At 58.1% G+C, this 15,353-nt stretch carries 14 protein-coding genes; 9 read left to right on the top strand and 5 right to left on the bottom strand.

Annotation, left to right across the window (positions count from 1 at the left end; all coding sequences use genetic code 11):
- Positions 1-72 precede the first annotated feature (72 nt).
- Together OVA00_RS29820 and OVA00_RS29825 are read left to right on the top strand one after the other, a co-directional pair.
- Complete coding sequence (locus OVA00_RS29820) at positions 73-2,301, top strand: AAA family ATPase (RefSeq protein WP_268090178.1); 2,229 nt, start codon at positions 73-75, stop codon at positions 2,299-2,301.
- Positions 2,302-2,388: 87 nt separating this feature from the next.
- The gene (locus tag OVA00_RS29825) at positions 2,389-3,237 is read left to right on the top strand and encodes a hypothetical protein (RefSeq protein ID WP_268090179.1); all 849 of its coding nucleotides are present in this window, start codon (positions 2,389-2,391) and stop codon (positions 3,235-3,237) included.
- 117 nt (positions 3,238-3,354) lie between these two features.
- Here OVA00_RS29825 and mauJ read toward each other — a convergent pair whose 3' ends face one another.
- From mauJ to OVA00_RS29840, 3 genes are all read right to left on the bottom strand, one after another.
- Positions 3,355-4,776, bottom strand: coding sequence for a methylamine utilization protein MauJ (gene mauJ, locus OVA00_RS29830; protein ID WP_268090180.1), 1,422 nt, complete (start codon positions 4,774-4,776; stop codon positions 3,355-3,357).
- A 328-nt stretch (positions 4,777-5,104) separates the two neighbouring features.
- The gene (locus OVA00_RS29835) at positions 5,105-6,847 is read right to left on the bottom strand and encodes an ATP-binding protein (protein ID WP_268090181.1); all 1,743 of its coding nucleotides are present in this window, start codon (positions 6,845-6,847) and stop codon (positions 5,105-5,107) included.
- 10 nt (positions 6,848-6,857) lie between these two features.
- Positions 6,858-7,880 carry an SIR2 family protein gene (locus tag OVA00_RS29840; protein WP_268090182.1) on the bottom strand — a complete coding sequence of 341 codons (1,023 nt, stop codon included), beginning with the start codon at positions 7,878-7,880 and terminating at the stop codon, positions 6,858-6,860.
- 607 nt (positions 7,881-8,487) lie between these two features.
- On the opposite strand from OVA00_RS29840, the gene OVA00_RS29850 reads away from it, so the two are divergent.
- On the top strand, positions 8,488-8,778 hold the full coding sequence (locus tag OVA00_RS29850; RefSeq protein WP_268090183.1) for a hypothetical protein: 291 nt from the start codon (positions 8,488-8,490) through the stop codon (positions 8,776-8,778).
- Positions 8,779-9,108: 330 nt separating this feature from the next.
- Here the strand turns inward: OVA00_RS29850 and OVA00_RS29855 are convergent, their stop codons facing one another.
- Positions 9,109-9,675, bottom strand: a complete 567-nt coding sequence (locus tag OVA00_RS29855) for a pyridoxamine 5'-phosphate oxidase family protein (protein WP_268090184.1) — start codon at positions 9,673-9,675, stop codon at positions 9,109-9,111.
- 251 nt (positions 9,676-9,926) lie between these two features.
- Here OVA00_RS29855 and OVA00_RS29860 point away from each other — a divergent pair, with 251 nt between their 5' ends.
- Positions 9,927-10,184, top strand: coding sequence for a hypothetical protein (locus OVA00_RS29860; RefSeq protein WP_268090185.1), 258 nt, complete (start codon positions 9,927-9,929; stop codon positions 10,182-10,184).
- Between the two features lie 192 nt (positions 10,185-10,376).
- Here the strand turns inward: OVA00_RS29860 and OVA00_RS29865 are convergent, their stop codons facing one another.
- Positions 10,377-11,174, bottom strand: a complete 798-nt coding sequence (locus OVA00_RS29865; protein WP_268090186.1) for a DUF429 domain-containing protein — start codon at positions 11,172-11,174, stop codon at positions 10,377-10,379.
- 136 nt (positions 11,175-11,310) lie between these two features.
- On the opposite strand from OVA00_RS29865, the gene istA reads away from it, so the two are divergent.
- From istA to OVA00_RS29890, 5 genes are all read left to right on the top strand, one after another.
- Positions 11,311-12,843 (top strand): IS21 family transposase, encoded by a 1,533-nt coding sequence (gene istA, locus OVA00_RS29870; protein WP_112977380.1) that lies wholly within the window; start codon positions 11,311-11,313, stop codon positions 12,841-12,843.
- Positions 12,840-13,628, top strand: coding sequence for an IS21-like element helper ATPase IstB (gene istB, locus OVA00_RS29875; protein WP_326494147.1), 789 nt, complete (start codon positions 12,840-12,842; stop codon positions 13,626-13,628). The genes istA and istB overlap by 4 nt, the downstream gene beginning before the upstream one ends.
- 325 nt (positions 13,629-13,953) lie before the next feature.
- Positions 13,954-14,169: a helix-turn-helix domain-containing protein gene (locus OVA00_RS29880; RefSeq protein WP_268090187.1), complete on the top strand. Its 216-nt coding sequence runs from the start codon at positions 13,954-13,956 to the stop codon at positions 14,167-14,169.
- Positions 14,169-14,843 (top strand): ImmA/IrrE family metallo-endopeptidase, encoded by a 675-nt coding sequence (locus OVA00_RS29885; protein ID WP_268090188.1) that lies wholly within the window; start codon positions 14,169-14,171, stop codon positions 14,841-14,843. Before OVA00_RS29880 ends, OVA00_RS29885 begins: the two co-directional genes overlap by 1 nt.
- A gap of 42 nt (positions 14,844-14,885) precedes the next feature.
- A complete protein-coding gene (locus OVA00_RS29890) occupies positions 14,886-15,314 on the top strand; it encodes a GNAT family N-acetyltransferase (RefSeq protein ID WP_268090189.1) in 429 nt (142 codons plus the stop codon).
- Positions 15,315-15,353 lie beyond the last annotated feature (39 nt).

Below are 15,353 nucleotides of genomic sequence, written 5' to 3' on the forward strand. Positions count from 1 at the left end.
CCAATTGAGATTGCTATCTCGGCACAATCACAACTAAAAGCTAAGAAACGAGTCTTATTAAGGCGCTTTTCAATGAGACGCATCATCCGGCCCTCAAAGCTACCGTCGTTTTTTCACGCGTCGGAAGTCACGGACGAAAAAAGCCGCATCCTTCGCTATCTACGACAGTCTCCAGAGTATCGGCGTTCGAGACGTGACAATCTCAACGAGTCCCTCTTCTACGACTACACTCTGCTCGAGTCGCTGCGGGACGTCTTTGGTGGAAAGTGTGCCTTTTGTGAAAGTCGATCGCATGACGAAGGGTATAGCGACGGGTCGGGGTTTCAAGCACTCCACCTCCGGCCTCTCCGCTTTGTCGAGGAAACCTCATTCGTCAAACGAGATTACTACCTTTGGCTCGCCTTTGAGTGGCGGAACATTTATCTGGCGTGTAGCTATTGCGCCAAGGCCAAAGGAAATCGGTTTCCAGTCCAGGCGAATCGTGCGCCCTTATTGGCGAGCTACATTGATACGAAACGGAAGGAAAAGAGCCTCGTAGTCGATCCTTGCAACGATGATCCACGAAAACACCTGAAGTTCCGGCTGGACGGTCGCGTGGAAGGGATCACGAACGAGGGGCACGCCACGATTACCGTCTTCGATCTCAACAGGTCCGAGCTCCGTGAGTCCCGGCGACACGCCATTTCAGAAATGCTCCGCAGTCTCCAGCATGTAACCGCAGACGGGGCGTTACTGGACCAGGCATTGGCTCCCAACGCCCAGCATTCCGGTGCTACGGCGATGACACTGCGTCGCTTGTGCGACTTTTGGGGCATCGTTCCGCAGAGCGTGATGAAGGAGTCGCCGAAGTACTTCGGATATGCTTTTGCCCGGTTTCTGGCGGATGTTGCCCCCCAAGACCGAGCCCGACTGAACCACTTGATCAACGAGTTGGAAGAGCAGGATATTGTCGAGCCGCTCGAAGAAGCGCCGCTGCCCCGAAACCAATCATTTCCGCTATCTGAAGAACGGAACCTCGACGCTCTCTTTTTCGCGCGCGACACGGAGATAAAGTCGATCAACATCCACAATTATAAGGTGTTCGACGCCTTGCAGTTGAAGCTTCAATCAAGCCGCAAGGAGCGCTCCGGAGTTCCTTGCCTCATGATTCTTGGAGAAAACTCTACTGGGAAGTCGAGCATTCTCGCTGCGACGGCGCTTGCACTTGTCGGCGGCAGAGAAGCACGCAAACTTAGCAAGTACCTGCCTGCCCTTCCAAGAAGTGAAAACCGCACGCGTCTGGATCAGATGGACGAGCCGTTGGTCGAGGCGACTGTCAACTTCCATTTTTCCAAGGAGAATGCACACTTCCGATACGATCCGCTCACAGACACCGTAGATGGCGGAGACCCTGCGACGGTCGTACTCGGCTATGGACCTAGGCGGTTCTTCCATCCTCGGAAGCTCGAATATAAGGGCGGCGCGGCGGCCAGGATCAAGACGCTCTTCGACCCACTGGCGACGATACCCTATCCCGACGACTGGTTGTGGCGGCTGAACGATGAGCAGTTCGACAACATTGCCGCCGCGCTCCGGATAGTTCTCGCAATGGACGACGAGGACGAGTTGATTCGCAGCTCCGATGGCGGAATCCTCGTTCGAGCGAACGGTCGAAGCACTCCCATCGACGCCCTAAGCGAAGGTTATCGATCGACCTTTACAATGACTGTCGACATGCTCCGCGAGTTCTCGAGATATTGGCGGAATGTGGAACAAGCTCAAGGTGTTGTCCTGATCGACGAAATTGAAACGCATCTGCATCCGCGGTGGAAGATGCAGGTCATGTCCTCTTTGAGACGCGTCCTTCCTCGCGTCCAGTTTATTGTGACGACCCACGATCCCCTCTGCCTTCGCGGCATGGACGATGGCGAAGTCGTAGTCCTCCAGAGGGATGAGGATCATCGTGTCCGCGAACTCCAGAACCTGCCGAGCGTTCGTGGGATGACCGCCGAGCAGCTACTGACGTCGGATTACTTTGGGCTCGCGAGCACTGCGGATCCCGGCCTAGAGCTAGGACTTCTCAAGGCGGCGGGCGATTATGTGAGGCGCACCGAGGGAGGAGGCATAGCCGTGGATCTTTCCGAGGGAACAAAGAGGATGATTGATCGTATGTCCCTCGGCGACACGCCAACCGAGCAGATAATGCAGCAGGCACTAAAAGGATTCCTGGAAGCGAGGGAGGCTTCTGACGCAAGGCCGCGCAGTGCCCTTAGGGCAGAGGCAGTACAAGCGGTGATAGCCGCATTGAAGGAATCCCGGTAATTGAGATCCGTCGACAGAACATCTGAGCCAGCGCCAGCTTCATTGACGACGCCTTCCGCTTCCGTCCAGAGTGAAATTGATGCGGCTGTGGCTTACTATTCCGGAGCGCGGCCGGCCAAGGCCTTCACCTTTACCAAATACAAGCAGCACGACGTCACCTCGACCCTTCGCAAACTCTTTTGGAACAAATGCGCCTATTGCGAAAGCGATCTTGTGGATTCCCTAGACGTCGAGCACTTCCGACCAAAGGGGGAGGTCACCGACGACCCCGACCATCCAGGATACTGGTGGCTGGCGTTGAAATGGGAGAATCTTCTCCCGGCATGCGTGGGTTGCAATCAGCAGCGGCATCAGCACCTCGTCACTGAGGCGACCACCGAGGAAGAGTATGCGTCATTTCAGACAAAGTGCGCCACCGAACTGCACGGAAAAGGAAACCATTTCCCAATAGACGGCATTCGCGCCTACCAAGCGTCGGACATTCTATCCGACGAACAGCACCGGATTCTTGATCCGACTGTTGACGATCCAGAGCAGTTTCTCAAATGGTCCTCCGGGTCCGCCTACTCGCTCTTGTTTCCCGCGGGTTCGAACGGATCTGACTGCGACCGGGCGCTCTCTACGATCGCGGTATACGCGCTAAACCGATTCCGGCTAGTGCAATCCCGGACGGGTATTCTCGCCGAACTGAGAACGCATGCGGCACTCATAACGGAAGAGCTCGAAGAAGATTTCGCCCTCGCCGGTCAATCAAGCTTGCCCGTCAGGCGAGCGCTCCGGCGAGTCACTGCCCTTCGGATGTACTGCGCACCTGACCGGCCCTACTCTGCGATGGCGAAAGCCTTCATCGATGAGTTCGCCAAGCAGATCGCCGCGAGAGTCGCTGAAAATGAAGCCGCGGCTACTCAAGAACCTGCCGACGACCCAGTTGCATGAATCCGAGCTGCGAATTGTCACTTTCCGAACTCCTCGAAAGGGGCCGGGCCATAGCGAAGCTCGCTTAATGCAGGCTCCGCGGCGTCTACACCTCGTCCCCGAAAGGCAGTGCTGTCACTACGTGTCGGAGTAATACGAGTCTGAGAGCCCACACTCCATCTTGAGGAAGTGACGTGCGAGGCCATGGATGACCTCAGCAGCGGAATAGAGCCGACGAATCTCGAGAGACGCGTCTGCGTCGGACGGAAATTCTGCGGAAGCATGGGCCGTGGCTACACGGCAGTTCTCAAAGATGTACTTTTCAACGTCTTTTCCATTCCGTGCCACATCGAACCGTTGCAGCGCCTCGGCCGAGAGCGTCGAAGCTACCGCAGAAAAGACATCTCGGATCCAGATCTTTGTCGGGTTGGGCGTGCGCGGGTCTGATTTCTTCCGTTGCTCGAAAACCTTGAAGAAGCTGAGAACTTCAAATGATACTAGGCCGGCTTCGCGTGCGTTTAGGCCTTCGCGGTAGTAGGCCAGCCGCTGCAGGAGCTCCGGGTCGCCGGGGAGAGATCGGGAAAAGAACCACGGGCTAGCGATCGTACCACTCTTCTCACGACGGGGAATCGGCAATGGTACCGGATTGCCCGACCATCCGTCGCCTAGAACGGCGTGCTGATCTTGGCACCAGCCCACGATACTCAGAAATCGGTTCAACAATGTGCGGGCGTCGTCAGCAGAGAGGCGTTCGGCCGTTAGGTCGATGCTGATTGACTGTGTGTTGTCCGCTGTCCTGGGAAACAGCACTAGGTGGTGGCCCGCGAATTCGACGCGCGTCGGAAGGTTTGGCCACGCTGCGGCTGTATCGACCGACAAATGCAAGAAGTTTGAGTTCGCACGCGCCCCCAAGCTTTTGTGAAACGCTGCCTTTTCTTCCTCGTTTGCGTATTCGGTCCAGTCGGTCTTGAGCGGAAGATCCAGCTTACGGGAAAGCACTACCACCTTTCGGAGGCTAATAAAGAAATCGCGTCCTAACGTAAGCTGACGCGCGGAGGGAGCGCGGACCCGGTCGTGATCATACCGCTCGTCCGCGCCCTCTGTCAGTAGTGATGTCGCCAAGGTAGAAACATACGAGACGGCCTTCCTTTTCCCGTCTTCATCGAAGGTTGCTCGGGCGTAGTAATCATCGCCATTTTTCCCCCGCTCGATCGCACATGTGAGACCCACGACTGAATTGCAGGCATCATCGCTTGAAAGGACGGCGGCGATTGTGTCCAGCAGGGTCGCTGCTCCCTTGATGGAGGCATTCGCGCCACCCACGGCACACAGTCCACCGAGGCACAGAGATACATGTCCCGCCATCCCTGGAGATGTCGGGACGTACCCGAGCACCGCGCTCGCTATGTGCTTGTCATCCAAGCGCACTGCCGCGTTTTGACGACCGCGCGGTAGGCGGCCATAACCCCGTAGATGCTCGAACCGTTTGACTGTGCCTTCAAACGCATCCAATGGGGTGAGTGCTGCGTGGAGAATGTGTGAAAGATTCTTGGCGTACATGGCGACCTTGATATCGGTCGATACGCAATCATGCCAGTTTTGGTTTAGCCGGTCCGCGTCAATGCATCGCCGCCAAGGCTCCTAGTTACTTTTTGTCAGCCAGTTTCCGCCATGCTAGCCGCAGCAACGGAAACTGCATGATGAGTCCGGATTCGTGGGCGATTGCCAGCGCATGCCCAGGACACGAAGGGGCGCTATGGCTTTTCGGTTCTGCTCATCGCGTCTTGGTTCAGCGGCAGTTCATCGTCCGAGGTAGCCAGTTGATTGGCTGCAATGCCTGAAACGTCGATGACGCCGGCGTGGTCCGTCTACCGTCCCTGCGTCGCCGCTACGCCATGCTCTGGCGGCGCCAAGCCCTGACTGCGTTGGCCGTGTCGGACTTCGGCTCGGCCTCGCACCAGCGATCCCAAAACGCCACCGTATGGCTGTCGGGCTTCTTGGACGGTTCCGAGATGCGGATGCGGGTCGGCAACAGGCTGGCGTCGCCGACCACGAGTGCCTCGCCCACGTCGAGGACCGGCAACAGCTCCCCAAAGCTACCAAGGGAGTCGGGAAGCAATCGCTTAATCACGCTTTGATCGTCGCCGTTCGTGAGGCGCATGGCGATCACATTGTTGCATTGGCTGAGCACCGTCCGGTTGACCTCAGAGGGCCTCTGACTGATGACCATCAGCCCGATCCCGTACTTTCGGCCTTCCTTGGCGATACGTTCGAAGATTTCGACAGCCACCGCGTCTCCGCTGTCGGCCTGCGTCCGTTCGGGGATGTAGAGATGCGCCTCGTCGCACAGGATGGCGATCGGGTGACGCATCTTGGTTTCCGTCCACAAGCTCGTCGTGAAGATGATCTGCGCAAGCAGGCTGACCATCAGCGGCAGCACATCGGACGGTACTTCGGAGAAGTCGATGATCTTGACGCCGCCTTTGTCCTTCTGTGCGCCACGGCCGGCGACGAGACGGTGCACCATCTCCGTCAGCCAGCCCATCTGCATACACTCTGTCGGCGGCTGAAACAGGAACGCCAGCCGACGGTCGCCGCGCTTCGCCTCGAGGCGGGCGATGAGTCGGCTGAGCTTGCCGTGGAAGTCGCCCTGCTTCTCCCGGCCGGAGCTTCCGGTGACCATCTCGCCGTTGAGCTCCTCGAGCGTCTTGAGAACGGAGTCAAGGTTGAAGGGGACCGGACTGTCGATCGTGAAGTTTTCGAGAAGTTCCTTGTGCTCGGGCTTGTCGAGCGTCGCCTTCTTCGCCTCGGTGATCGTGCGTGTGATCACCATGGACTGGTTCGGCGCGTTCTGGTCGCTGCGATCGACGAACATCGAGACCAGCGCCTCGTATCCGAGGAGCCAGTAAGGGAGGTGCAGCACCCCGTCGTCGAGCGCCCGCCCCTTTTCGATATCGCCCGGCCCGGCGATCCGAAAGTGTTGGAAGGCATCGCCCTCGAGCGGCGCATATTCGCCATGGATATCGAACAACACCGCATTGGCCTGCGGCAGGGCAGCAATCTGATCCAGCAGCCGGGCCGTGGTCCAGGACTTGCCGGAGCCGGTGCTACCAACCACGACAGCATGCCTTTGGAACAGCTTGTTTCCGTTCAGGTACGCGACTGCCTCGTCGTCCAGCGTGAATGTCCCCAATGACAGCTTCGGTCCGTCCATTTCGACGTTCGACACGACCTGCATGAAACGGGTCAGCCGATCGCCCTCGAGTGAAAAGCAGTTGGCCTCGATCTCTGGAACGGTCTCCAGGGTGCGTCGAAAGACATTCGTCGCAAGGCCAACCTTGTCGATCAAAGTTCCGATAAGGGTGATGCGCACCAGGTTGTTTTCGGCCGGCTCGCCTTCCACGCTCGGATCGACTTCGGTGGTGACCAGTCGCTCGTCCGGCTTTCTGGTGATCTTGACCACGATACCGATGAGGTGCTGCCCCGCGCGGCTGCTCTGCAGCACGACGAGCCGGTTCACCTGCAGTCGCTTGAGGCGGTCGAGATCCTCGACACGGACGATGACGGCGGTCGTGTCGACCGAAACGACGGAGCCGAGCGCCTCGGCGTCATCGAACTTGAAGATGCCCAAAGTAGTCTCCCTAGAATATCAGCTTGTTGAACCCGCTCATCGACCAGAGACCAGGCGCTGCCACGTCCACTCCGTCCGAGAATTCCGCTGTGTAGATGCGACTGCCCTCGCCCGCCTGCTCGATGCCGAGGTAGTTGTTGCCGGCCTTCGACCGCAAGAAGCCTTTCGCCTCGTCGGTCAGCTCCTGGGCGAGAACCACGATCGGAACGTTCTTTTCCCGGCATCGCTCGATGATCTTCGGGTGGATGTGCTTGTCGCGGAACCCGAACCCGATGCAGAGAAACGCCGCCGCGCGCTTGAGGGCGGTGTCGGCGCCGTTGATCGTCGTCCGGAACGGGTCCTCGGACGTCTTCTCGTACTTGTTCAGTCCCGGCGTCACGATCAGAGGAGTGACGCCGCTCTCCGGAAGGGTGAATACGGGAAGTCCTACCACGCGCTCGTCGGCGGTGTGGAACCAGTCGAGCGAGCCGTGCACCTTCCAGATCTTCACGACACGGGCGTCCTTATGACCGCTTCGATAGGTGGTTTTGTCCCCGGCGTCCCACTTCTGAAGATAGCCGGGCGCGAATCCCGTCTGGAACAGCAGGCCTGCGGAGTTGCAGGCGTATTCGACCACTCTGTCGTAGTTCGTCGTAATGACGTCGACCGAGTTTGCGCTGCTGTTGAACAGAGCCTCCAGGAGTTCGCCCAGTGGGTATGCGAAAGGATCCGCGTAGAGTCTGCGATAGAGCGCTGAATCCTTGTCGTTTACGCAGTTCCAGGTCGAGGCCACGATCTTGTGAAGCAGGCTGGCCGGGAGGTTCAAACCTTCCAATGCCGCTTCCAGGTGCTCTCCTCGGTCAAGCGCCTGCGAGACCGCCGACCACTTCTCCGCCTCGTCCGAGCCTTCGGGATGCACCGACGCGTTCAGGTATTGGCTCAGGGCCCGCATGCCGGGCAGACCGTGCGGCATCGACGCACCGCTGCCCAGGACGACGGTCGGAATGCTGCCAAAACAGCGTTGAGCCGCCTTTGCGATTTTCTCTAGGTCCATGGTGTTCCGCGTGCGTGAGAGAGGCCGCACTGGTACGTTGTTTAACTAGAAGTTGTCTATCTGAATCTTCGATTTTCCCGCATCACAGGGCAAAAGAACCCCCCGGAGCCGATTTGCTCCGGGGCCTCTCGCCGCCTTCACGCGAACCTCAAATGCGCGCGCCTGCGAAGCGGCACCGGTCCAGCGCCATGGCGCTGATGATGACGAATCCATTGATGATGAACTGCCAGATGTCGCTGACGACCGTCAGGATGAGGCTGCTGGGATGATCATCGCGCCGGCGAGCGTGCCCCCTCCGACTAATCGATCGAAATCAGCGGGAGTACAAGCATCGAGCACCCCTCTTTTGAGGACATGAGGCGCTTCAGCTAGAGGTGATGTTGCAGCCGCGTGGTATCCTCAGAACTGACCCGAGAATTGGAACCTATTTCCGCCGGCGTTGGCGAATACCAGGTTTTCGCGACGCGTTCGTGGGTTGGCTCACAGGTCCAGTCTCGCCAGAAGCGGGCACCGATCTGAAATGGCCAAGACGCGACCTTGCCTACCTATCGGAGGAATTTCACCTAGACAGGTGACGCATTCTGAGTTGACCACCGCGAGAAGCACGATGTCACTCACGACCTATTTCATCGCCGAGCTCGTCCGGGCGGCCAATCAGGTTGGTAATCTGACGGCCGCCGAAAAGCGGAGACTGCTCGAGCGCGCCGTTATCACAATCCGCGAGATGCGCGATGAAGTCGGCATCTTACCAAGCCGGACGGCTGGGGACGCTGTGATCGACCTGCAAACCACCGCGGCGGCAATCGAAAGGCGCACCGACGACCACGTAAGAGCTGCACTGCTGGATGCCGCGGACATGATCAGGACCTTGCATATCATCCTGGATGGAAAGGAATGAGATGACTGTTTTGCCTGACATCCCGCCCCCGGCTCGCGCTGCCATTTATGAGGGGAGGATTGAAGACTGCCAGGCCGCCGTCCGGCAGGCTTTCCAAACACTGGTGCGCCACTGTAGGGAGGCTGGCTGGCAGGACGACGACGTAGCCATCGCACTGACGGAAGTGGCTGAGGATCACTTCCAATCGGTTGGATACACGCCTGCGCGATAGTACTGCACGCTGCTGCCTAGCCTGCCTGATCTACTGGAGGCCGGACGACGCTCGAGGCAATGCCACCAAGGTCCTCCTCCCGCGCGCGAACTGGATCCACACCACCGATCAAGGTCATCTCAAGGATTGATCCATCGGGAGACCATTAGTGCGCCTAGATGGCTATACTCGAAACATGCGCGACGGTTATCGGCGCGCCGCAGCTCGAACCAGTCCAGGGACTCGGCGCGGAAACTTACGACTCCGAAAAAGGCCCTCCCACCGGCCTCGTCCATCACCGGAACGGGTTCATTGTCACCGGGCTCATCTCCCGGTGGGCCGCCCGCGTAGGTGCTTCGCGTCCACACGGAAAGCCCACTCCATGCCTTTTCGGCGAGATCGCTGCCAGGGAAATGAAGCTGGACGCTCCCGGCGAGGCGGAGTTGAATTCGGGTCGATGCGCAGAAGCCGAGAATGGAGACGAAGGGATTGCGAGATAATTCGAGCCATTTGGGGCTACGTGCATCGGTATGAATTTCGAGAAGACGAGCCGCCGTATCCACCCGCCGGAGCACGACCATGCGCGCCTGCGGGCGGCCTGCCGCATCAACAGAACACAGGTTGACGAACCTGAACCCCGACCGCGGGTCGTTCGTTGCGGCTTCGAGACTCGACCACGCTGAAGCATCGACTTCTTCAAGACTCATCGCGCGTCCTTTCTCATATTTCCACCGTTCAACCATCCGGGACACCGCGCCAGAACCGCGAGGCCCAGCGAGGCGCGGTAGGCAGGGTCTCATAGCAGACCTCGGCTGCCCGCAAACACAAACTTGAGTAAGAAGGGGTGGCCTTTCCCAAAGTGACAATTCATGGGGAGCAAGGAGGCCAAGCCTCGCTGTGATCTTGACTTGCATAGGAACATGTTCCTATTTTGTTCTGATCGCAGAAGAGCAGAACAATGAGACTGAAGGCCCCCTTCCCGCCGTCCACATACATCGAGCATGACCCTGGGATGTACAACACGATCAAGGGCCTAAAGGAGTGGCAGGTGCTGGGCGCACGTTGCTCCGCGTGCGGTCGCATTGGTTGGATCAACAAGGACGCGGTGCTGCAGCGTTGGGGGGACCAATACCTGATGAACCTGCGCAGCCGATTCCGCTGCGATTGCGGCAACCGCACCGACAACGTTGTGCTGATAGGGCGATTGCCGCGCTAGTAAAAAAGTGCGGATAGGTAGCAAAATCTGGCAGTTGCTACCCTTACACTCGAAGTTTCCGGGCCTCCGTTGAGCGCATAGGACCAAGACCCACTCAACGTAAACCGCGCACACTTAGTGTAAGCGCGACACAACCAAGTTCGCTTCAACGAGGAGGAATTTTCAGGAAGGCGTTCGCCTAATTTCCTGCCTTCAAAGTGGGGCCACGGTTGGCACCCATATCGCTGACGTTTCGTCGCCATAGGCCATAGCTCGCTTGTCGAGAGCGCATGCCCCCACCCAAGCGCACACGACGGCGTCCAGCATGTCCTCGTATGCCTTCATTTCATGACCGACGGCACTAAACGAAGGCGCAGGAAGCAGTGCGGCCACGCCGTGAATCCGACCATCCAGCAGGGTGACGATTCCTTTCCAGACCTCGAGAAGGTTCTGTCGCCGCATGTCGGGTTTATCATCCGGCCAATATTTTCTGATCTTGGAAACCTTGTACGGAAGTCGCCGTTCGGCCATCGCCAGTTCGATCAATGCTGGATGCGGATACACCTCGATCAGGCTTCGGTTCCCAAGGGTCGTCGTTGCCAGTTGGAGCCCCACGCGTCCGAAGCCCTCCCTTAGCTCATCGCTGATCTTGCCGGGACGCGCGCTACTTGGTGTATGTGTGCTCGCGTGCCTCGCCCCGTATGCTGACGAGATCAGATTGTCCGACAGCCTGCGTCCCGCAATCGGAAAAGTTGCAAGCGGCATGTCGACGGCTACTAAATCAATGCTCGCGCCAGCCTTGGCGGCAGCCGCGGATATCAGGGCGCCCGCATCAGGCGTGGATCCTCGATGACGAAGGATACGGGATAGTTCAGCGCGATCGCGAAGGAATTCCGCATAGGACGCGGCGACTTCGAGCAATCTCCATCCAGAACCGTCATCGGCGATCAAGGCAACGCCGCTTGGCTCGCGCTCAGTCCAGGCCGTGTCGATTCCTAGTACTACCCTCACCCGCCATCCATCCTGTCGTTAGCTGTTGGTTTCCGCGCGGAACTGAGCCGGTTAGGCGCATAATTTCCATTGAGAATTGAGCCATGTGAACCTTCCCCTCAACGCGGTGAGCGACGGGGGCAACGGAGTGATCCACATGGGACTTTTAAACATCATCCGTCGGATGGCACTGCGCGAGAAGCTGTCGGTTCGCGAGATCAGCCGACGAACCGGATTGTCGCGCAACACGATCGCGAAGTACTTGAGCGCTGGCACGATCGAACCGAAGTTCGCGATACCAGAGCGACCAAGCAAGCTCGATCCTTTTGCCGATAAACTGGCCGGCTGGCTGAAGACCGAGGCCGGGAAGTCGCGCAAGCAGCGTCGAACGTTGAAGCAGGTTCACGCCGATCTGGTGGCTCTTGGCTTTGCCGGCTCTTATGGCCGGGTGGCCGCTTTCGCCCGTGATTGGCGGGCTGATCGGCAGCGTGAGCAGCAGACGACGGGCCGCGGCATATTCGTTCCGCTGTCTTTCCGCCCAGGTGAGGCATTCCAGTTCGATTGGAGCGAGGACTATGCCGTCATAGGCGGAGAGCGCGTGAAGCTTCAGGTCGCGCACATCAAGCTGTCGCACAGCCGTGCTTTTCTGCTCAGAGCCTACTTACTGCAGACGCATGAGATGCTGTTCGATGCCCACTGGCACGGCTTCCGGGTGTTCGGCGGCGTGCCTGGTCGCGGCATCTATGACAACATGAAGACGGCGGTCGATCGCGTGGGACGGGGCAAGGAGCGGCAGGTCAACATCCGCTTCCTGGCGATGACGAACCACTACGTCTTCGAACCCGAGTTCTGCAATCCGGCGGCAGGCTGGGAGAAGGGTCAGGTCGAGAAGAACGTCCAGGATGCCCGTCCACGGCTGTGGCAACAGATGCCGGACTTCCCAGATTTGGCGGCATTGAATGCCTGGCTGGAACAGCATTGCCAGAACCTGTGGCGGGAGACATCGCACGGCACCTTGCCTGGCACGATCGCCGACATTTGGGTCGCAGAGCAGGCCGCGTTGATGGCGTTGCCTAGCGCTTTTGACGGCTTCGTCGAGCAAAGCAAACGCGTCTCACCGACATGCCTCATTACCTTCGAACGGAACCGCTACAGTGTGCCTGCATCCTTTGCGAACCGGCCCGTCAGCCTGCGGATTTACCCTGAGCGGCTGGTCGTTGCGGCCGAGGGCAATATCCTATGCGAACATGCGCGGGTCATTGAGCGCAGCCACGACAAACCGCCGCGAACGATTTACGACTGGCGGCATTACCTTGCGGTCATCCAGCGCAAGCCCGGTGCCTTGCGCAATGGTGCGCCCTTCCTGGAATTGCCGTTGGCCTTTCGGCAATTCCAGGACCAGATGCTTCGCCGCCCTGGCGGTGACCGTGAGATGGTCGATATCCTCGCGCTTGTGCTTCATCACGACGAACAGGTCGTCGTCAGGGCTGTGGAACTGGCTCTGGATGCGGGCGTGGCGACCAAGACGCACGTGCTGAATCTTCTGCACCGGCTGATCGACGGCAAGACGACCGACGGCCCGGACATCGATACGCCACAGGCGCTGACCTTGCTGCGTGAACCCAAGGCCAATGTCGAACGCTACGACGGCTTGCGCGTCCGGATCGTAGGAGGTCGCCATGCGTCATGATCCTGCCAGCGCGTACCGTCGTCATCATGCTGCGCAGCCTGAAGATGTATGGCATGGCCCAGGCCGTCACGGACCTGATCGAGCAAGGGGCTCCGGCCTTCGACGCGGCCGTGCCGGTCCTGTCCCAGTTGCTGAAAGCCGAAATGGCCGAGCGCGAGGTTCGATCCATCGCCTATCACATGAAGGCTGCCCGCTTCCCGGCCTACAAGGACCTCTCCGGCTTCGACTTCGCCGCCAGCGAGATCAACGAAGCGACCGTGCGCCAGTTGCACCGATGCGAGTTCATGGACGGAGCGCAGAATATCGTGCTCGTCGGCGGGCCGGGCACAGGCAAAACACATGTCGCGACAGCACTCGGCATTCAGGCGATCGAGCATCATCGCCGAAAGGTCCGCTTCTTCTCGACCATCGAATTGGTCAACGCGCTCGAGCAGGAAAAGGCCAAGGGCAAGGCGGGCCAGATCGCAGAGACGTTGGTCAGGCTCGACGTGCTGATCCTGGACGAGTTGGGATACCTGCCGTTCAGCGCCTCCGGCGGCGCATTACTCTTCCACCTGCTGAGCAAGCTCTACGAGCGGACCAGCGTGGTGATCACCACCAACCTCAGCTTCAGCGAATGGGCCACGGTCTTCGGCGACGCCAAGATGACGACCGCTCTCCTCGATCGTCTGACCCATCGTTGTCACATCCTGGAAACCGGCAACGACAGCTTCCGCTTCAAAGCCAGCTCGGCCGCTGCGGCCCAGAAGAGAGGAGAAAAAGCCAATCCCTTGACCAAACCCTGATCAGAAAACCATACTCAGAGGTGGCTCACTTCTCGGTGGAAAAACCGGCTCAGTTCCGCGCGGAAACCAACACAGATCGGACATCGAGCGGATATAATCTTCTCCAGGTGAGATGTTCAACGAAGCCGGATTCTGCCCGGCTTTTTTGATGCCTTGTTCAGTTGGCCAGTTGTAGCTTCCGAATTGGCCAATTCCGGATCGGTTTTCGGGAAACGTCGTCTAAAACTCAATGACTTACGAGCGATTTGGCCAATATTTAGGTCGTTTTCGCATATTCTCACACGCTTTCTGCCTTTGGTGACTATGTCGCCGCGGACGCGCCCGCATGAACATGACCCGGCGGGAGTTGGCAAAGCAGATGAAAATCGCGGTCATGGACATCGAGAAAATAGAGCGGGGATTTATTTCCCCCTCTGAAACTTATGTCGCTAAAGTCACTGGCGTTCTTGGGCTCTCGATGACCGAAGTAAAAAACGCCCTCAAGGACCAAGCGGAACCGAGACAGTCTTCTGACAATGTAGTTTTGCTACGAGGTCGCTGATGGCTAAGGATCTCTATGCGTCAAAGGCCCTGTCTGGGGGGGTGCTGAATGGCTTGGCACGTGCGACCAGGTCACTCTGTGATATCAGCGATGATCACGAATTCGATATTATTCGATTTCTCGAAGTTGATCTCGTCAAAATAATTCCGGAATTTCATCTCTTCATCGAAGAAGATCGGAATATGGACGGAAGTCAGGCTTTCGTCACGAATGAATCTACTTGCATAGTGGTATCTGAAAGCGTTTACAATGACGCTTGTTCTGGGTATTTCTATGCAAGAAAGATACTTGCTCATGAATTTGGGCATATCCTGCTGCACCACAACATGAATAGGGAAACAAAACACTACTCAACTGGAGCTTACAAAAAAGAGATAAGCAAGGCAGAGACGTTTAACAGTGCCGAATGGCAGGCTGACACTTTCGCTGTTCTTTTGGTTGTCCCTCATAGTTATCTAAAAAGTGGTGTCACCGGGGATAAACTTCAGAGGCAATTTAAGATTTCTACTAGGCAGTCGGTATTCGTAGCCAAGAGAATCAATAGCCTTCGTCTCAGGCAGGACACGAATGATCGGGGTTGCGTCGAATTTGTCATTCGTAATTTTCTAGAACGGTTTCGCCAACGCACGGTCGCCCGAAGCGAAGGAGAGCGACAGCTTTCGTTCTTCGCCTAAGTGCTTGCGTGGAACCGCCATACTGCAACCCGAGTTCTCGTCATGTCCGCCCCGATCATCGACATCATTCTCGAAGACCCGAGCAAAGATGACCTGCGCGGCATCGTCGCGCCGCTGGATGCCTATAACGACGCCCACAGCGGCATGGCCGATCTGCCTGGATTTGCCATCGTGCTGCGCCACCCCGAGACGAGAAACGCAACAGGCGGCTTGTACGCGACGGACGGTTATGGCTGGGCCTTCATCCGCTATCTCGCCGTTCCCGAACAATATCGCGGCCAGGGTCTCGGCCGCCGCCTGATCGAGCAAGCGGAGACAATCGCCCGTCAGCGCGGCTATGTCGGCCTCTGGCTCGACACCTTCGAATTCCAGGCGCGGCCTTTCTACGAGAAACTCGGCTTCGAAGTCTTCGGTGAACTCGAAGGCGGTGATGGGGCGATTGCGCGCTATTTCCTGAAGAAGCGGTTCTGATCCCATCGTCGCACCGCCGCATATGACACGCCCTTAAGC

The sequence above is a fragment of the Ensifer sp. SL37 genome, from assembly GCF_026672675.1.
In the GTDB taxonomy this organism is placed as follows: domain Bacteria; phylum Pseudomonadota; class Alphaproteobacteria; order Rhizobiales; family Rhizobiaceae; genus Ensifer; species Ensifer adhaerens.

Excerpts from the sequence above, each read along its gene's own strand:
- OVA00_RS29820 (WP_268090178.1), top strand. The coding sequence starts at position 73 with ATGAGACGCATCATCCGGCCCTCAAAGCTACCGTCGTTTTTTCACGCG.
- mauJ (WP_268090180.1), bottom strand. The coding sequence starts at position 4,776 with ATGTACGCCAAGAATCTTTCACACATTCTCCACGCAGCACTCACCCCA.
- OVA00_RS29840 (WP_268090182.1), bottom strand. The coding sequence starts at position 7,880 with ATGGACCTAGAGAAAATCGCAAAGGCGGCTCAACGCTGTTTTGGCAGC.
- OVA00_RS29850 (WP_268090183.1), top strand. The coding sequence starts at position 8,488 with ATGTCACTCACGACCTATTTCATCGCCGAGCTCGTCCGGGCGGCCAAT.
- OVA00_RS29855 (WP_268090184.1), bottom strand. The coding sequence starts at position 9,675 with ATGAGTCTTGAAGAAGTCGATGCTTCAGCGTGGTCGAGTCTCGAAGCC.
- OVA00_RS29860 (WP_268090185.1), top strand. The coding sequence starts at position 9,927 with ATGAGACTGAAGGCCCCCTTCCCGCCGTCCACATACATCGAGCATGAC.
- istA (WP_112977380.1), top strand. The coding sequence starts at position 11,311 with ATGGGACTTTTAAACATCATCCGTCGGATGGCACTGCGCGAGAAGCTG.
- istB (WP_326494147.1), top strand. The coding sequence starts at position 12,840 with ATGATCCTGCCAGCGCGTACCGTCGTCATCATGCTGCGCAGCCTGAAG.
- OVA00_RS29880 (WP_268090187.1), top strand. The coding sequence starts at position 13,954 with ATGAACATGACCCGGCGGGAGTTGGCAAAGCAGATGAAAATCGCGGTC.
- OVA00_RS29885 (WP_268090188.1), top strand. The coding sequence starts at position 14,169 with ATGGCTAAGGATCTCTATGCGTCAAAGGCCCTGTCTGGGGGGGTGCTG.
- OVA00_RS29890 (WP_268090189.1), top strand. The coding sequence starts at position 14,886 with ATGTCCGCCCCGATCATCGACATCATTCTCGAAGACCCGAGCAAAGAT.